Source organism: Sinorhizobium chiapasense (genome assembly GCF_045277575.1).
Classification (GTDB): Bacteria; Pseudomonadota; Alphaproteobacteria; order Rhizobiales; family Rhizobiaceae; genus Ensifer; species Ensifer chiapasense_A.
In genome coordinates this window covers 3,212,560-3,229,534 of sequence record NZ_CP144205.1, presented here as the reverse complement: position 1 = coordinate 3,229,534, position 16,975 = coordinate 3,212,560, and the positions used below count along the sequence as shown (strand labels likewise).

Below are 16,975 nucleotides of genomic sequence, written 5' to 3'. Positions count from 1 at the left end.
ATGTACGAGACCCACTATCACCGGGCGTCCTCGGTTCAGGATGCCGCCAGCCGAATGGAAGCGGCCGGCGAAGGCAAATATGTCGCCGGCGGCATGACGCTGATCCCGACGATGAAGCAGCGGCTGGCCGCCCCGAGCGACCTCATCGATCTCCGCCACATCGGCGAGATGCAGGGCATCACGGTCTCCGGCCGGTCGGTGCGGATCGGCGCGGCAACGACCCACCATGACGTGGCCTCATCGGCGGCGCTCAAAGCCGTCTGTCCGGCGATCTGCAGCCTTGCCGGCCATATCGGCGATCCGCATGTGCGGCACATGGGCACGATCGGCGGTTCCATCGCCAACAACGACCCGGCGGCCGACTATCCGGCGGCGATGCTGGCGCTCGGCGCGACAATCGTGACCAACAGGCGCGAGATCGCGGCTGACGACTTCTTCACCGGCCTGTTCGAGACGGCGCTGGACGGTAGCGAGATCGTCACCGCCGTCACCTTCGATGCGCCCGCGAAGGCTGCCTACCAGAAGTTCGCCAATCCGGCGTCGCGCTATGCGATGGCCGGTGTGTTCGTGGCGCGACGCGACGATGGCGACGTCCGGGTGGCCGTTACCGGAGCGGGAGCGAACGGCGTGTTCCGGCATGGCGATATGGAAGCGGCGCTCGTTGCCAACTGGTCGCCGGATGCGCTGAACAATGTCAGCGTCGATGCCTCGGAGCTGCTCTCCGACATTCATGCGGACGCGGCCTACCGCGCCAATCTGGTGAAGGTCATGGCCAAGCGCGCCGTGGCAGCGGCCTGACCCGGATGGGCTATCGTCAAACAGCAAAAAAGGGACGGCTTCGGTCGTCCTTTTTTCATCCTTGCTTGACTTCGATCAAGCTTGAAGAGATGAACATGCGCTAAGGCTTTCTTTGGAATGCTTCAAAACTAGGGCTCTCCGGGTTGAAACGGTTTCAGTGAAAGCAGCGAAGATGCTTCGGCCCGAAAATGCTAGATCATCCCGGATGCATTCATTGGACGCGCAGCGCTTCAGGGGCCTTTTGCCGCAGGTGGCAGATGCCGAGCATTCCGAGGTTGACCCCAGGTCGCTTTGAATCAAGAAAAGCGATCGGGCACTGGAGAAAATGATGGATTTCGAGAATTTCTTTAAGAACGAGCTGGACGGGCTGCATCAGGAAGGCCGCTACCGGGTTTTCGCAGACCTCGCCCGTCATCGCGGCAACTTCCCGAAGGCAGCGCGCCATACGGCCGACGGTGTCCAGGAAGTCACCGTCTGGTGTTCGAACGACTATCTCGGCATGGGCCAGCATCCTGTTGTCACCGAAGCGATGAAGCGAGCCATCGACGAATGCGGCGCCGGTGCCGGCGGCACCCGTAACATCTCCGGTACCAACCACTACCACGTCCTGCTCGAGCGCGAGCTCGCGGACCTGCACGGCAAGGAATCGGCGCTGCTGTTTACCTCGGGCTACGTGTCCAACTGGGCAGCACTTGGTACGCTCTGTTCCAAGATTCCCGGTGTCATCGTCTTCTCGGACGCCGGGAATCACGCCTCGATGATCGAGGGGATCCGTCACTCCAAGTGCGAACGCGTCATCTTCAAGCACAATTCGGTCGCTGACCTCGAAGCCAAGCTCGCCGCCGCCGATCCGCGCGCGCCGAAGATCATTGCTTTCGAGTCCGTCTATTCGATGGACGGCGACATCGCGCCGATCAAGGAATTCTGCGATCTTGCCGACAAGTACGGCGCCATGACCTATCTCGACGAAGTGCATGCCGTCGGCATGTACGGTCCGCGTGGCGGCGGCATTGCCGAACGCGAAGGCCTGATGCACCGGCTGACGGTCATCGAAGGCACGCTCGGCAAGGCCTTCGGCGTCATGGGCGGCTACATCACCGGCTCTGCGGCGCTCTGTGACTTCATCCGCTCGTTTGCTTCCGGCTTCATCTTCACGACGGCGCTGCCGCCGACGCTTGCTGCCGGTGCGCTTGCCTCGATCCGTCACCTGAAGGAAAGCCAGGTCGAACGCTTCGCCCACCAGGAACGCGTGCGTCGCCTGCGCTCGCTGCTCGACCAGCGCGGTATTCCGCACATGCCGAACCCGAGCCATATCGTGCCGGTCATGGTCGGCGACGCGGCCAAGTGCAAGTGGATCTCCGACCTGCTGCTCGACAATTTTGGCGTCTACGTGCAGCCGATCAACTATCCGACGGTGCCTAAGAAGACCGAGCGCCTGCGCATCACGCCGACGCCGCTGCATTCGGATGCCGACATCGATCACCTCGTCGGCGCACTGCATTCGCTGTGGTCGCGCTGTGCGCTGGCAAGGGCAGTTGCCTGAGAGCGTACCAACGTTCTCTGGAGTTGCCCCTCATCCTAACCTTCTCCCCGCCAGCGGGGACAAGGGACGAGCGCCACAGCTGAAGTCTCACCTCAAAAATGCTGCGGGCAATCGTCGTAGCTTTGAGCAGTGCCATGGGTTTCCTTCGCGCCGCGTGCGGGGAGGTGCCGGCAGGCGGATGAGAGGCTTCCCTCACCGCGCGGATGCGGGCGAAGAGCCCAATGAACCTGCAGAGTAAATCTGACTATTGAATGAGCCCGGCCGCCAGTTGCCGGGCTTTTTCGTCTGCAGCGAAAACGTCGTCCATCGTTGTCGCCGCCGGCAGATCGGCGAGCGCGTCCATCACCTTTTCGACGATCTCCGCCATGGCGAGAAATCCGGTGCGTCCGGCGATAAAGGCGTCGAGTGCCGTTTCCTTGGCACCGTTGAGCACCGCCCCCTGCACGCCGCCCTCGACCATGGCGCGGCGCGCCAGGCGGATCGCCGGAAAGCGCACTTCGTCCGGTGCCTCGAAATCGAGGCGCGACAGCTTGGCGAAATCGAGCCGTTCGATCGGCAGGCTGCAGCGGCTGGGATAGGAAAGCGCATAGCCGATGGCGGTGCGCATGTCCGGGCAGCCGAGCTGCGCCAGCACCGAGCCGTCCGTGTAGCCGACCATCGAATGGATCACCGACTGCGGGTGGACGATCACTTCGACCTGTTCCGGCTTGAGAGCGAAGAGGTGCTTCGCCTCGATCATCTCCAGCGCCTTGTTGAACATCGAGGCGCTGTCGATCGAGATCTTCAGTCCCATCGACCAGTTCGGATGGGCGCGCGCGACATCGGCGGTCACGTGCCGCATCTCCTCGAGCGACTTGGTGCGGAACGGGCCGCCCGAGGCCGTCAGGATGATGCGCTCGACGGCGTGGCGCTGCTGTTCCTCCAGCACCTGGAAAATGGCGTTATGTTCGCTGTCTACCGGCAGCAATCGTCCGCCGCCCTTCTTCACCGCCTCGATGAAGAGGCTGCCGGCGGAAACCAGGCACTCCTTGTTGGCGAGCGCAATGTCGGCGCCGCGCCGGGCGGCGGCGAGGGTGGGGGCGAGACCGGCATTGCCGACAATGGCCGCCATCACCCAATCCGCGTCGCGTTCGGCCGCTTCGATCAGGCCGCTCCTGCCGGCGGCGACGGCAATGCCGGTGCCGGCAAGCGCCGCTTTCAAGTTTTCGTATTGGCTCTCATTGGCGGTGACGGCGAGCTCCGCTCCGGCCTTCACCGCCTGTTCGGCGAGCAGGGGAATGTTGCCATTGCCGGTAACGGCGACGACTTCGAAGCGCTCGCGACCGCCAAGACGCTCGATGACGTCGAGCGTGTTGGTGCCGATCGAACCGGTCGACCCGAGGATCGTCAGTCGGCGCTTCGCATTGTCGCGGGATGCCATGCCAATACCCATGTTCTTCTTTTTCGGAGGGGATGCGCGAGGCGGCTTTCGTCGCGAGCGTAGCGCATGATCTTCGCCAGATCGATCCGAACTTTTATATTGTATGTTGTGCGCTTCAGCGCCGCGCGTCTTATGAGACGCGCAAAGGTCGCTGTAGCACTTTGATTTGCTGCATGTCTTTGTCCTTAAATCGAAGTCGATTTATGGAGACATGCAGTAGGCTCTACAGGCGAATTCCGCCGGCAACAAGGGCGCGGTCTTCAATCCGTCCCGTCCAGGGGCTAAGAATCGGGCTGCTTGAGTCGACCCCCGAAGGAGTTCGCGATGCTGAAAGTCATTACCGCCGTTTCCTGCGCCTGCGTGACGATCGAGATGGCTTCGATGCAGCCGGTTGCGGCCGAAGACGTGCCGCAGCAGCTCGTCGGCACCTGGCTTGCCGAAGATATTGGCGGCGGCGGCGTGGTCGACGATCTGCAGTCGACGCTCGAAATCCGCGAGGACGGCACCTTTGGCGGCATGGCCGGCTGCAACCATTTCACCGGTACCTTCAGTCTGTCGGGCACGAAGATCACCTTCGGGCCGGCCGCATCGACACGCAAGATGTGCGTGCCGGCGGCGATGACCCAGGAGCAGAAATTCCTCGAGGCGCTGCGCAGCGAACTCTCCTGGACCGTCGAGGGATCGAAGCTCGTTCTCGCCAAGGCGGGAGGCGCGACCGCGATGAAGCTCGCATTGATGGCCGCCGGCTCTCAGGGCGCCGATGTGACGATCCGCGTGCCCGGCGCTGATGCCGTGGATCGGCAGGCGGTTCGCTACGATTGCGGCGGCAAGACCGTCGAGACGCAGTATATCAATGCGGGCGCTGTATCCCTGGTGACCTTTACGATCGATGGCACCTTCGTCGTGGCTTCGAACGTGATCTCCGGCTCCGGCGCCCAATATGCCGGCGGGCAATATATCTGGTGGACCGAGGGCGACGAGGCGACGCTTTTCGACGTGACGAAGGGCGAGAATGATCAGGGGATCGCCTGCAAGCCCGCTCCCTGACGCCTTTTTCGCCTACCAGTTGGCACAACCCGGCTAATGACGTTGTCGGGCAACTCGGAACTTTTGCCCTCGCTCCATAGTTACAATCCCGGCGCTGTCGCGCTGTCGTTGCAAAAAGGGAGTTGATCAATGGGGCTGCTTATCGGAATCCTGATTACGTTCCTCGTCATCGTGCTGGTGCTTTATCTCGTCCAGCGGCTGCCGCTCGACGCGCGCGCCAAGCAGATCGTCCAGATCATCGTGATCATCATCGGCATCGTCTCTCTGTTGAAATACCTGGCCGTCTTCTGACGCGCCGCCTTCCAGCGAGAGGCCGGTTCAATGGACCGGTCGCCTGTCGCTATGCGCTCCATGCTGACAAGAGCTGACAACAGCTTCGACTAGGTTCCGGTCATCAGAAACAGGAGATCCGAAGATGCTGTCACCGAACCTTGTCCTGCTCTATGTCGACGACCCGGCAAAAAGCGCCCTGTTCTATGCCGGTCTCTTCGGGCGCAAACCCGTTGCTGCCTTTCCTGCCTATGTCGCCTTCGGACTCGAAAACGGCCTGACCTTCAGCCTCTGGTCTATCCAGGCGAGGGACTTCGTCTCGTCCGGCACCGGCCATCGCTCGGAAATTGCCTTCATGGTGAAGGATGATACGGAGGTCGAGCGCCTCCATGCGGATTGGCGCCGGCGCGGAATAGCAATCGAGCAGGAGCTGAAGACTGCCGTGTTTGGCCGCACTTTCGTCGCTCTCGATCCGGACGGCCATCGGCTGCGCGTCTGCCGGCCGGACGATTGAGCCACCGAGTAGCGGCGGTCACCTGCAGTCAGGGATGATTTCAGCACGATCAGCCCCCGTGCCGAAAGTAGGGCGATCGGCACTCTACGAGGCGGCAGCAGTGTGTATCACCAACTCGAGTACGAGTGGCGGTGATAGTGCCGCCTTGGCGGGGCGCTCAGAGCGCCACCGAGGATCGCACCAACGGCGAAGCCGCCGATAAATGCGCCAATATCGCTGTGATGATGCCGGTGATGATAACGACGATACCGATAGTAGTCGTAGTAGTCTTCGTCGTAGTAGCGATAGCGACGGTCGTACCGCCATCCATCATCATCATCGTCATCGTAGTACCACTGGCGATGACGATGGGTGACCTGCTCGACATTCGATAGGCCCGCCTTTATTGGACTGACCGACGGGAATGCCTGTACCGGGCCCACGCTGGAGAGGGCCGTTGCCAGCGAAAGCGCAATAATAGCCAGCTTTTTCATGAGCTTTCACCATTCTCCTTTCTTCAAGGAAAATGATCGAGAGGCCATTTTGTGCCGTCTCCGGCAGCCGGTAACGATTTCGTGAACGGCAATCCTGCGGCTCACCGGAAAGGGCAGTCCCAGCCTGGCGGGGAAATGCCGATGAACCCAACAAAAAAGGTCGGGGCGACCCGACCTTCCTCATCACCGTCAACCGATGCCAGTTCATCCGTGGTCATCGGCGAGGTGTACGCTTCTACTAGCCGCTGTTCGTGACAGGCAGATGACGCGCATGCGTCTTTCATTCCCGGTCGGTCGGCGGCATCGGAATTCTTGGCCGACCTGAACGCCATCGCGGCCTTGGTCGCCGTTGCCCAATTTGCGAGTTTCGGCCGGCGAAAGCCAGTATCTACCGTCTGCCGCAAGGTGACGGCACTCGAGGAGCATTTGGGCGTAACGCTGCTTCAGCGCAGGACGCGCAAGCGGAGCCTGACGGTTCAGGGGTAGGGCCGCTACAGCCGATATTATTTGGATAAACACCTGAAAATAAATGGTGATCCCGGCGCGATTCGAACGCGCGACCCCCAGATTAGGAATCTGGTGCTCTATCCTGCTGAGCTACGGGACCACTCGGATAGCACCCATACAAAAGCATGAGGTTTTCGCCAAGTGTTTTTGCGCGGTAGCGCCCGGAAATGCGAGACGCCGTCCCTTGCGTGCGCGCGGTCCAATCGTCGCGTCAGGTCACCAGATGGGGCTGGTCTTTCAGGTCTTCCGAATGCTAAGCAAGGCGGGCGTTGGCGGGAGGAAGCCAGCGCTCCCCTTGAGACCTTCATCAGAGACCTGATCCAGATATGTTCATCGGAATAGATTGGGGCGGCACGAAAATGGAAGTCATCGCGCTTGGCCGCGATGGCGAAACGCGCGCCCGTCACCGCGTCGCGACCCCGACGAGCGGCTACGACGACTGCATCCGCGCCGTTCTCGATCTCGTTGCCGCCGCCGAGCAGACGGCCGGCGAAAAGGGCTCGATCGGCATCGGCATTCCCGGCAGCCCCAATCCGCGTACCGGCATCGTGCGCAACTCCAACGCGGTGCTGATCAACGGTAAACCGCTCGGTCGCGACCTCGAAAACGCGCTCGGACGGCCGGTGCGGCTCGCCAACGACGCCAATTGCCTGGCGGTTTCGGAGGCGGTCGACGGTGCCGGCAAGGACGCGCATGTGGTCTTCGGGGTCATCGTCGGTACCGGCCATGGCGGGGGGCTGGCGATCGACAAGAAGGTGCATGCCGGATACCAGGGCGTTGCCGCCGAAATCGGCCATTATCCGCTGCCCTGGATGACGAAGGACGAGTATCCCGGCCACAGGTGCTGGTGCGGCAAGCACGGCTGCCTCGACATGTATGCCTGCGGCACTGGCGTCGAACTCGACTACCGGATCACGACCGGCACCGAGCGGCGCGGGCGCGACATCATCGAGGCGAAACGGGCAGGCGATCCGGTGGCAACGGGCGTCTACGAGCGTTTCGTCGACCGGCTGGCGCGCAGCCTGGCGCTGCTCACAAACATCGTCGACCCCGACGTCTTCGTGCTTGGCGGCGGCATGTCGAATGTCGACGAGATCTATGGCGATGTGCCGCCTCGCGTGGTCAACTATCTCTTCGGCGACACGTTCGAGACACCGATCCGCAAGGCCCTGCACGGTGACAGTTCGGGCGTGCGTGGCGCGGCCTGGCTCTGGAAGGATTGAATCCCATGAACATCGACAAGGATCTGGCCCGCATCGCGCGGCAGGAACAGGAATTGCAGTTCGAGAGTTTCGACCTCGAAACGGCCTGGGAACTCGGCTCGCTGCTGCGCAAGATGGCGGCCGAACGCAAGCTCGGCGTGGTGATCGACATCACGCTGTTCTCGATGCAGGTATTCTACGCAGCGCTCGACGGCGCGACGCCGGACAATCCGAGCTGGGTGCGCCGCAAGCGCAACACCGTATTCCGGCTGTTCAAGAGCAGCTATGCCACCGGTCGCGAACTCGCGAAGGCTCAAACCAATCTGCAGGCCAAGCTTGGGCTGTCGGATGCCGACTATGCCGCGCATGGCGGCAGCTTTCCGATCGTCGTCAAGGGTACAGGCTGCATCGGTGCGGTCACGGTTTCCGGGCTGCCGCAGCGCGAGGACCACAACATGGTGGTCGAGGCGCTCGCGATCTTGCTCGGCAAGGATCATGACGGCTTGAAGCTCGAGGGCTGAGTCTTGGCAGACGATATCTTTTCTCAGTCTCGTGTTCTATCGCAGTGGCTTGCCGACAAGGCCCTGCCGCTCTGGCGCGACGCGGGTGTCGATGCCGCCGGCGGTTTCGTCGAGACGATCGATATGGCCGGTGAGCCGACCCGCGCCAACCGGCGTGCGCGGGTGCAGCCGCGGCAGGTCTATTGTTTCGCGGAAGCCGGCCGGCGCGGATGGGGCGGTGACTGGCGCGGTGCCGCCGAAGGCGGACTTGCCTATTTCGACCGCGTCTTCAAGCAGCCGAGCGGCTTTTATGGCGCGCTCGCCGATGCCGATGGCAACCTGCTCGACCCGTCGTTTGATCTCTACAATCAGGCCTTCGCCCTGCTCGCCTTCGCCTACCTTGCCGAGGTCGTGCCGGCACGCAAGGCCGAGATGATCGAACGCAGCAACGACCTTCGGTCCCGGATCGAAGCCCACGTCAAGCATCCGGTCGCGGGGTTCGAGGAAGACAATCCGCTGCGACTGCCGCTCTGTTCCAACCCGCACATGCATCTCTTCGAGGCCTGCCTCGCCAGTGAGATCGTGGACGGATTCGATCAGGTGGCCTGGGCCAATCTCGCCGACGAGATTGCGGATCTGGCGATGGATCATTTCATCGACGCCGAGACCGGCGTTCTGCGTGAGTTCTTCGATCACGACTGGGCACCCTTTGCCGGCGACAAGGGCCGGATCGTCGAGCCCGGCCATCTCTTCGAATGGGCCTGGCTGCTGCTGCGCTGGGCGGAGCGCCGCGGCAGCGCCGAGGCGATCGTCAAGGCGCGGCGGCTGTTCGATATCGGCGAGGCGCACGGCGTCTCAGCGGATCGCAAAGTCGCGATCATGACGCTGCTCGACGATCTCTCGGTGGCCGATCCGATCGCGCGGCTCTGGCCGCAGACCGAGTGGCTGAAGGCGTCTGTCCGCTTCGCCGCACTCACCAGTGGCGCTGAGCGAGAGCGTTACCTCGCTTCGGCTGCCCGGGCAGCGGCAGCACTTCAGGCGTTCCTGGAGACGCCAGTTGCGGGCCTCTGGCGCGACAAGCAGAAGGCCGACGGTAGCTTCGTCGAGGAACCGGCACCGGCGAGCAGCTTCTACCATATCCTCTGCGCCATCTTTGAGACCGAGGATTGCCTACAGCGCCTTGCGTCTTATTAGACGCGAGAAGGTCGCTGTAGCACTTTGAAGCGCTGCATGTTTTGTCCTTTAATCGGTTACGATTAAAGGAAACATGCAGCGGCGCGGGTCTGACTCCCGCCGGAAATCAGCTGACTTCTTCATGGCCCGTCGCAATCGCGGCGGGCCATTTTCTTTGGCGTGGCGGGCAAATGTGATCGCGCCATATGTTGACATAAAGATATCTTTATGTGATTGACTCGTTTATTGTTTGTCGTTTTCAGAACGGGAGATTTCCCATGTCCGCCATCGGCGCCCTTTTCGGTGACGTTTCCTCCAAGCCGGACGGCTCCGAGATCAAGCGCGCACTCGCCCAAGCGGCGCGCGAACGCATCCTGATCATGGATGGCGCAATGGGCACGGAGATCCAGCAGCTCGGCTTCGTCGAGCAGCATTTCCGCGGCGACCGATTCGGCGGCTGCGCCTGTCACCAGCAGGGCAACAACGATCTCTTGACGCTGACGCAGCCGAAGGCGATCGAGGACATCCACTACGCCTATGCGATCGCCGGCGCCGACATCCTCGAGACCAACACCTTTTCGTCGACCCGCATCGCCCAGGCCGATTACGGCATGGAGGACATGGTCTACGAGCTCAACCGCGACGGTGCCCGGCTGGCGCGGCGCGCCGCCAAGCGGGCCGAGGCCGAGGACGGCCGCCGCCGTTTCGTCGCCGGCGCGCTCGGACCGACCAACCGCACGGCGTCGATCTCGCCCGACGTCAACAATCCCGGCTATCGCGCCGTCACCTTTGACGATTTGCGTATCGCCTATGCCGAACAGATCCGCGGGCTGATCGATGGCGGCGCCGACATCATCCTGATCGAGACGATCTTCGACACGCTGAACGCCAAGGCGGCGATCTTCGCGACCAAGGAAGTCTTCGCCGAAAAGGGCGTCGATCTGCCGGTCATGATCTCCGGTACGATCACCGATCTCTCCGGCCGCACGCTTTCCGGCCAGACGCCGACCGCCTTCTGGCACTCGGTGCGCCATGCCGAACCCTTCACCATCGGGCTCAACTGCGCGCTCGGCGCCAATGCCATGCGCGCCCATATCGACGAACTCTCCGGTGTCGCCGACACCTTCGTCTGTGCCTATCCGAATGCCGGCCTGCCGAACGAGTTCGGCCAATATGACGAGACGCCGGAGCAGATGGCGGCCCAGGTGGAAGCCTTCGCCCGTGATGGTCTCGTCAATATCGTCGGCGGCTGCTGCGGTTCGACGCCGGCGCATATCAGCGCCATCGCCAAGGCAGTCGCCAAGCATCCCCCGCGCGAGATCCCCAAGGTCGAGCCGCTGATGAGGCTTTCCGGGTTGGAGCCCTTCACGCTGACGTCGGAAATTCCGTTCGTCAACGTCGGCGAGCGCACCAACGTCACCGGCTCGGCCAAATTCCGCAAGCTGATCACCGCCGGCGACTATTCGGCTGCCCTCGACGTCGCGCGCGACCAGGTGGCGAACGGTGCCCAGATCATCGACGTCAACATGGACGAGGGCCTGATCGATTCGAAGCAGGCGATGGTCGAGTTCCTGAACCTCGTTGCCTCCGAGCCGGACATTGCCCGGGTGCCTGTCATGATCGATTCGTCGAAATGGGAGGTGATCGAGGCGGGCTTGAAATGCGTCCAGGGCAAGCCGCTGGTCAATTCGATCTCGATGAAGGAAGGCGAAGAGGCGTTCCTGCATCACGCCAGGCTCTGCCGCGCCTATGGGGCGGCCGTCGTCATCATGGCCTTCGACGAGGTTGGCCAGGCCGACACCAAGGCGCGCAAGGTCGAGATCTGCACCCGTGCCTACAAGCTTCTGACGGAGGAGGCGGGTTTCCCGCCCGAGGACATCATCTTCGACCCGAACATCTTCGCGGTGGCGACGGGCATCGAGGAGCACAACAATTACGGCGTCGACTTCATCGAGGCGACGCGCGAGATCATTAAGACCCTGCCGCATGTGCACGTCTCGGGCGGCGTCTCCAACCTCTCCTTCTCCTTCCGCGGCAACGAGCCGGTGCGCGAGGCGATGCACGCGGTCTTCCTTTACCACGCCATCCAGGCGGGCATGGACATGGGCATCGTCAATGCCGGCCAGCTCGCCGTCTATGACGCGATCGATCCGGAGTTGCGCGAGGCCTGTGAAGACGTGGTGCTCAACCGCCGCGCCGATTCGACCGAGCGCATGCTCGAAATCGCCGAGCGTTATCGCGGGCAGGGTGGCGGACAGAGCCGCGAGAAGGATCTTTCCTGGCGCGCGTGGTCGGTGGAGAAACGCCTTGAACATGCGCTGGTCAACGGTATCACCGAGTACATCGAGGCCGATACGGAGGAGGCGCGCCTTGCCGCCGCGCGGCCGCTGCACGTCATCGAAGGTCCGCTGATGGCCGGCATGAATGTCGTCGGCGACCTCTTCGGCTCGGGCAAGATGTTCCTGCCGCAGGTGGTGAAATCCGCCCGTGTGATGAAGCAGGCGGTCGCCGTGCTCTTGCCGCACATGGAGGCGGAGAAGCTTGCCAATGGCGGCGGAGCGCGGGAAAGCGCCGGCAAGATCCTGATGGCGACCGTCAAGGGCGACGTGCATGACATCGGCAAGAACATCGTCGGCGTCGTGCTTGCCTGCAACAATTACGAGATCATCGATCTCGGCGTCATGGTGCCCTCGGCGAAGATCCTCGAAGTGGCGCGCGAGCAAAAGGTCGACATCATCGGCCTTTCGGGCCTGATCACCCCCTCGCTCGACGAAATGGTGCATGTCGCCTCCGAGCTCGAGCGCGAAGGCTTCGACGTGCCGCTGCTGATCGGCGGCGCGACGACCAGCCGCGTGCATACGGCGGTCAAGATCAATCCGCGCTACGATCGCGGCCAGACGGTCTATGTCACCGATGCGAGCCGCGCCGTCGGCGTCGTCTCGAGCCTGTTGTCGCCGGAAGCGCGGGGTAACTACATGGAGACGGTCCGGGCGGAATACCGCAAGGTCGCCGAGGTGCATACCCGCAACGAAGCGGAAAAGCGCCGTCTGCCGCTGTCGCAGGCCCGCGCCAACCAACACAAAGTCGACTGGGCGAGCTACCAGGCAAAGACGCCGTCCTTCCTCGGCACGCGCGTGTTTGAAAGCTGGGATCTCGCAGAACTCGCCCGTTACATCGACTGGACCCCGTTCTTCCAGACCTGGGAGCTGAAGGGCGTCTATCCGAAAATTCTGGAAGACGAGGCGCAAGGGGCGGCCGCACGGCAATTGTTCGACGATGCCCAGGCGATGCTGAAGAAGATCATCGAGGAGAAGTGGTTCGCGCCGAAGGCCGTCGTCGGCTTCTGGCCGGCAGGCACGGTCGGCGACGACATCCGGCTCTTCACCGGTGAAGACCGGACGTCTGAGCTCGCGACCTTCTTCACGCTGCGCCAGCAACTGACGAAGCGCGACGGCCGCCCGAACGTGGCGCTTTCCGATTTCGTCGCCCCGGCCGGCAGCGGTTCCAACGACTATGTCGGCGGCTTCGTCGTCACCGCCGGCATCGAGGAAGTTGCGATTGCCGAGCGTTTCGAACGCGCCAACGATGACTACTCGTCGATCCTGGTCAAGGCGCTGGCCGACCGCTTCGCCGAGGCCTTTGCCGAGTGCATGCACGAATATGTGCGCAAGGAACTCTGGGGCTATGCGGCCGACGAGGCTTTCACGCCTGAGGAACTGATCCCCGAACCCTATGCCGGCATTCGCCCGGCGCCCGGCTATCCGGCGCAGCCCGACCATACGGAGAAGGCGACGCTCTTCCGGCTGCTCGATGCGGAAGCCGCGATCGGTGTCAGCCTGACCGAGAGCTATGCGATGTGGCCGGGCTCGTCGGTTTCCGGCCTCTATATCGGCCACCCCGAAGCCTATTACTTCGGTGTCGCCAAGGTCGAGCGCGATCAGGTCGAGGATTATGCCGAGCGCAAGCGCATGCCGATCCGCGAGGTCGAGCGTTGGCTTTCGCCGATCCTCAACTATGTGCCGATGCCGGAGTCCGAGGCGGCCGAGTAATCGTGGCCAACGGGGAGGGGGAGTCGAGACCGGCCCGCCCATCCGGTAGTCGGGCGATCGGGCAGGACTAACCCGGCAGCTTTGCCAGGAATGCGTTGAGGACCGCATTGAACCGGTCCGGCCGCTGCAGCGGTGCGAAATGGCTGACGCCGGGAAGCAGGATGAACTCGGCGCCGGGAATGCTGCGGGCGAGATAGTCCGCATGCTCGCGCTTGATGAACTCGTCATTCTCGCTCTGAACGATCGCGACCGGGACACGGATCCTGCCGAGGTCCTCGGCTGTGTAGTTCGGCTCGGTCTTTTGCATTTCGCTGACGGCGTCGACGAAGGCGCCGAAATCGTCAGGGGTTGCCGACAATTGCTTGTAGTCGCTCGAATGGCGACCGAAGCAGCGGTCGAGGATCGGGCTCGGTTCGATCTCCCTGGTTCCGCTTGGGTCCATGTTGCAGGCGAAAAAGAAGACGCCGGCGGCACGCTCCGGCGCCATCGAGGCGAGAACGAGCGCAATGCAGGCGCCGTCACTCCAGCCGGCAAAGGCGGCCGTCTCGATCTGCAGCCTGTCCATGACGGCGAGCACGTCCGATGCCATCAGTTCATAGCGATAGGGTTGGGTATCGCGGGTGCTGCGGCCGTGGCCGCGGCTGTCGATCAGGATGACGCGGCGACCGGCCTCCAGCAGTGCCGGGACCTGGTAGCCCCAGTTGCCGCTGTGGCCAAGGCCGCCGTGCAGCAGGATCACCGGTGCGCCCTTACCATAGGTCGCATGCCAGATGCTTGCGCCGTTGCGCGCGACATGGCCCTCGGCCGCTGCGGCCGGCAGGGGCGCTGCGCCATTCTCGGCGAACGCGGCGAGGTCGTCGTCCTGGAACTCCATGCACCCGGTCTCCCGCGCTTGATTCGCGACGCGGGAAGCTTAGTTCACCGGCTGCGGCTCGGGAAAGTGCCAGGAACCGTCAAGGATCTCTTGACGCGGCCGGCAGAGCCGCACCGTGTAGTTCCATCCGTCGGTCACAGGCAGACAATTGGCGATCTTGCCGTCGCCAGCTCTCGATCGGAAATGTCGGACCTGGCGGGCAGTGCAGTAGGTAACGGTTACGGCGCAAGAGCAGGCGTCCTGCCGATGCGCGCCAATGGCGCTGTTTGCCAAGCTGCGGTAACATCTGCCGCTGGGGTACATCGTACGTTGAGAGCTCGTCGATGGAGCGCCGTCTCGCTGCCGTCCTGATCGCGGATGTCGTCGGCTACAGCCGCCTGAGCCGGCTCGACGAGGAAGGGACGCGCCTTCGATTCCAGTCGGACCTGTGCACCATTCTCGAGCCGCTCTTTCGCGAACATCACGGGCGGCTGGTGAAGACGATGGGCGACGGTCTGCTTGTCGAATTCCGCAGCGTCGTCGATGCGGCGCAATGCGCGATCGATATCCAGAAACGCAAGGCGGCGGCGGAGGATGAGCGGGGGCCTGACGGCGAGAGGCTGGACTTCCGCATCGGCATCAATCTTGGTGACATCATCGTCGAGGGCGATGACATCCACGGCGATGGCGTCAATATCGCCGACCGGGTGCAAGGGCTGGCCCATCCGGGCGGCATTGCGATATCGGGCACGGCCTATGACCAGATCAGCTCCAAGCTGAAGGTCGGATTTGCATCGCTGGGGTGGCAACCGGTGAAGGGCCTCGGCGAGCCGATCCGTGTCTACCGCGTGCTCCTCGAACCCGAAGCCGCGGGCAAGACGTTTGGCGAGAAAAAGGGGCGAGCCGCCCGCCAGGGCGTGGCGATCGGTTTGGCTGCGCTGCTGCTGGCGGTAGCGATCGCCTGGTGGCAGCCCTGGACGTTGATCTCGTCGATAGACCCGGCGCAGCGCTTCGCCTATCCCCTGCCGGACCAGCCTTCCGTCGCGGTGCTGCCCTTCATCAATGTCAGCGGCGACAGCGATCACGACCACCTGGCCGAAGGCCTGACCGACGATCTCATCACCGAATTGTCGAAGGTCTCCGGCCTCTTCGTCATCGCCCGGCATTCGGTATTTGCGCTCAAGGGCAGCGCCGACAAGATCCAGGACGTCGCCGCCGAACTCGGCGTGCATTATGTGCTGGAGGGCACACTGCAGCGCGCCGATCAGCGGCTGCGCATCAACGTCAAGCTCATCGACGCGGTGAGCGGGCTTTCGCTTTGGGCGGAACGCTACGACCGGCAATATGCCGACCTCTTTGCCGTTCAGGACGACGTGATCGGCAAGATCATTGCCGCGCTCGAGGTCAAGCTCAGCGAGGGTGAGCGCGACCAACTGGCGCGCATTCCCACCGATAATCTCGAGGCCTATGACAATTACATGCGGGCGGAGCAGCAGGGCCTCATCTGGCGCGATGTCGATACCTATCGACAGACGCTTTCCTTCTACCAGCGGGCGATCGATCTCGATCCGAATTTCGCCGATGCCCATGCCGGCATCGCCCGCGTTGCGGTCGATGTCTGGCGCAATGACTACAACTACCTCTGGTCGGCGGCCGTTGCGCGCAAGATCGCCTATGACGCCGCGGGCCAGGCCTTGAAGCTCGATGCCAACAATGCTCGCGCCCATACGGTGCTGGCGCTGCTTCAGCTCGTCGATGGACGGGCAACGGAGGCGAAGGAATCGGCGCTCAGGGCCGTCTCCGCCCAGCCGAACGATGCGGAGGCGCTGGCCAACCTGGCGCTGGTGCTTGCCCAGACCGGCGAACACGCGCAGGCGATCGAGGATATCGACCGGGCGCTGAGGCTCGATCCGTCGCCATCCTCCAGCCTGCAGCTTCTCGCCGGCATCGTCTATTACACCGCGCGACGGCTCGACCGGGCGATCCCCTTGATCGAGGCGGCAAGCGAAGCGCTGCCGAAGGTGGAAGCGGCGCGGGAATATCTGGCCTCGGCCTATGCCCAACGCGGTGACCAGCAGGGAGCGGCGGCGGAGGCGGCGGAACTGCTGAAGCTCTTTCCGGACACCAACCTCACCTATTACGGCTATCTCTACGACTATTGGCGTGAAGAGGACCTCTACCGGCACCTCTTCGGCCTGCGCGTGGCGGGAATCCCGGAATGGCCCTTCGGCTTCGTTGGTGCCGCCGGCGACCGGCTTGGCCCGGCGGAACTGCAGCGACTGACCGTGGACAAGACCTGGGTCGGGGTACACAAGAACGGCACGAGTTTCGCGCAGTTCTTCGACAAGGTTGGCAATACCGCCTATCGCACCAGCAACACCAACATCACCGGCCGCATCGAAGTGAAGGGCAACCAGCTTTGCGAGAAATATGACGGGTATTTTCTCAACCGCATGGTCTGCGGCTACGTCTATCGCAACACTGCGAAGGGCGAGCGTACCGCCGATTACATCAACGTCACGCCGCAGGCGCTGAAGTTCTTCTCGATCGAGCAATGACGGCGATCGGGAGGCATCGATGGGAAGAGCCTGATCGACGCCTCGGGCGCCTCTGCGGAAGCCGCTTC

Annotated in this window: 13 protein-coding genes, 1 tRNA gene and 1 pseudogene; 11 read left to right on the top strand and 4 right to left on the bottom strand. The window is 63.0% G+C overall.

Annotated features, from left to right (window positions below):
• Together QM996_RS15570 and hemA are read left to right on the top strand one after the other, a co-directional pair.
• On the top strand, nt 1-798 hold the full coding sequence (locus QM996_RS15570; protein WP_500268242.1) for an FAD binding domain-containing protein: 798 nt from the start codon (nt 1-3) through the stop codon (nt 796-798).
• Between the two features lie 328 nt (nt 799-1,126).
• Nucleotides 1,127-2,341, top strand: a complete 1,215-nt coding sequence (hemA, locus tag QM996_RS15565; RefSeq protein WP_500270328.1) for a 5-aminolevulinate synthase — start codon at nt 1,127-1,129, stop codon at nt 2,339-2,341.
• A gap of 244 nt (nt 2,342-2,585) precedes the next feature.
• Here the strand turns inward: hemA and dxr are convergent, their stop codons facing one another.
• Complete coding sequence (dxr, locus tag QM996_RS15560; RefSeq protein ID WP_173517688.1) at nt 2,586-3,761, bottom strand: 1-deoxy-D-xylulose-5-phosphate reductoisomerase; 1,176 nt, start codon at nt 3,759-3,761, stop codon at nt 2,586-2,588.
• 324 nt (nt 3,762-4,085) lie between these two features.
• Between dxr and QM996_RS15555 the strand changes: the two genes are divergently transcribed.
• The 3 genes from QM996_RS15555 (at nt 4,086) to QM996_RS15545 (ending at nt 5,592) form a co-directional block, all read left to right on the top strand.
• On the top strand, nt 4,086-4,808 hold the full coding sequence (locus tag QM996_RS15555; RefSeq protein ID WP_500268241.1) for an META domain-containing protein: 723 nt from the start codon (nt 4,086-4,088) through the stop codon (nt 4,806-4,808).
• Between the two features lie 129 nt (nt 4,809-4,937).
• Entirely contained in the window at nt 4,938-5,099 is a 162-nt protein-coding gene (locus QM996_RS15550) for a Thivi_2564 family membrane protein (RefSeq protein ID WP_139108273.1), read from the top strand.
• Between the two features lie 124 nt (nt 5,100-5,223).
• Nucleotides 5,224-5,592 carry a VOC family protein gene (locus QM996_RS15545; protein ID WP_500268240.1) on the top strand — a complete coding sequence of 123 codons (369 nt, stop codon included), beginning with the start codon at nt 5,224-5,226 and terminating at the stop codon, nt 5,590-5,592.
• 107 nt (nt 5,593-5,699) lie between these two features.
• On the opposite strand, the gene QM996_RS15540 is transcribed toward QM996_RS15545, so the two are convergent.
• On the bottom strand, nt 5,700-6,065 hold the full coding sequence (locus QM996_RS15540; RefSeq protein WP_500268239.1) for a BA14K family protein: 366 nt from the start codon (nt 6,063-6,065) through the stop codon (nt 5,700-5,702).
• A 312-nt stretch (nt 6,066-6,377) separates the two neighbouring features.
• Here QM996_RS15540 and QM996_RS15535 point away from each other — a divergent pair.
• A pseudogene (locus tag QM996_RS15535) lies at nt 6,378-6,548 on the top strand (helix-turn-helix domain-containing protein); the annotation flags it as partial.
• A gap of 47 nt (nt 6,549-6,595) precedes the next feature.
• Here the strand turns inward: QM996_RS15535 and QM996_RS15530 are convergent.
• A tRNA-Arg gene (locus QM996_RS15530) sits at nt 6,596-6,672 on the bottom strand.
• Nucleotides 6,673-6,898: 226 nt separating this feature from the next.
• Here QM996_RS15530 and QM996_RS15525 point away from each other — a divergent pair.
• The 4 genes from QM996_RS15525 to metH all read left to right on the top strand — a co-directional run bounded on the left by QM996_RS15525 (nt 6,899) and on the right by metH (nt 13,496).
• A complete protein-coding gene (locus tag QM996_RS15525) occupies nt 6,899-7,795 on the top strand; it encodes an ROK family protein (RefSeq protein ID WP_500268238.1) in 897 nt (298 codons plus the stop codon).
• Between the two features lie 5 nt (nt 7,796-7,800).
• Nucleotides 7,801-8,295, top strand: a complete 495-nt coding sequence (locus QM996_RS15520; RefSeq protein ID WP_500268237.1) for a heme-degrading domain-containing protein — start codon at nt 7,801-7,803, stop codon at nt 8,293-8,295.
• Between the two features lie 3 nt (nt 8,296-8,298).
• The gene (locus tag QM996_RS15515; RefSeq protein WP_500268236.1) at nt 8,299-9,468 is read left to right on the top strand and encodes an AGE family epimerase/isomerase; all 1,170 of its coding nucleotides are present in this window, start codon (nt 8,299-8,301) and stop codon (nt 9,466-9,468) included.
• A gap of 257 nt (nt 9,469-9,725) precedes the next feature.
• On the top strand, nt 9,726-13,496 hold the full coding sequence (metH, locus tag QM996_RS15510) for a methionine synthase (RefSeq protein WP_500268235.1): 3,771 nt from the start codon (nt 9,726-9,728) through the stop codon (nt 13,494-13,496).
• A gap of 67 nt (nt 13,497-13,563) precedes the next feature.
• On the opposite strand, the gene QM996_RS15505 is transcribed toward metH, so the two are convergent.
• Complete coding sequence (locus QM996_RS15505) at nt 13,564-14,370, bottom strand: alpha/beta fold hydrolase (RefSeq protein WP_500268234.1); 807 nt, start codon at nt 14,368-14,370, stop codon at nt 13,564-13,566.
• Between the two features lie 323 nt (nt 14,371-14,693).
• Between QM996_RS15505 and QM996_RS15500 the strand changes: the two genes are divergently transcribed.
• Nucleotides 14,694-16,907 carry an adenylate/guanylate cyclase domain-containing protein gene (locus QM996_RS15500; RefSeq protein WP_500268233.1) on the top strand — a complete coding sequence of 738 codons (2,214 nt, stop codon included), beginning with the start codon at nt 14,694-14,696 and terminating at the stop codon, nt 16,905-16,907.
• Nucleotides 16,908-16,975 lie beyond the last annotated feature (68 nt).

Bases quoted from the DNA above. Each gene is read 5' to 3' on its own strand.
- QM996_RS15570 (WP_500268242.1), top strand. From the start codon at position 1: ATGTACGAGACCCACTATCACCGGGCGTCCTCGGTTCAGGATGCCGCC.
- hemA (WP_500270328.1), top strand. From the start codon at position 1,127: ATGGATTTCGAGAATTTCTTTAAGAACGAGCTGGACGGGCTGCATCAG.
- dxr (WP_173517688.1), bottom strand. From the start codon at position 3,761: ATGGCATCCCGCGACAATGCGAAGCGCCGACTGACGATCCTCGGGTCG.
- QM996_RS15555 (WP_500268241.1), top strand. From the start codon at position 4,086: ATGCTGAAAGTCATTACCGCCGTTTCCTGCGCCTGCGTGACGATCGAG.
- QM996_RS15550 (WP_139108273.1), top strand. From the start codon at position 4,938: ATGGGGCTGCTTATCGGAATCCTGATTACGTTCCTCGTCATCGTGCTG.
- QM996_RS15545 (WP_500268240.1), top strand. From the start codon at position 5,224: ATGCTGTCACCGAACCTTGTCCTGCTCTATGTCGACGACCCGGCAAAA.
- QM996_RS15540 (WP_500268239.1), bottom strand. From the start codon at position 6,065: ATGAAAAAGCTGGCTATTATTGCGCTTTCGCTGGCAACGGCCCTCTCC.
- QM996_RS15525 (WP_500268238.1), top strand. From the start codon at position 6,899: ATGTTCATCGGAATAGATTGGGGCGGCACGAAAATGGAAGTCATCGCG.
- QM996_RS15520 (WP_500268237.1), top strand. From the start codon at position 7,801: ATGAACATCGACAAGGATCTGGCCCGCATCGCGCGGCAGGAACAGGAA.
- metH (WP_500268235.1), top strand. From the start codon at position 9,726: ATGTCCGCCATCGGCGCCCTTTTCGGTGACGTTTCCTCCAAGCCGGAC.
- QM996_RS15505 (WP_500268234.1), bottom strand. From the start codon at position 14,370: ATGGAGTTCCAGGACGACGACCTCGCCGCGTTCGCCGAGAATGGCGCA.
- QM996_RS15500 (WP_500268233.1), top strand. From the start codon at position 14,694: ATGGAGCGCCGTCTCGCTGCCGTCCTGATCGCGGATGTCGTCGGCTAC.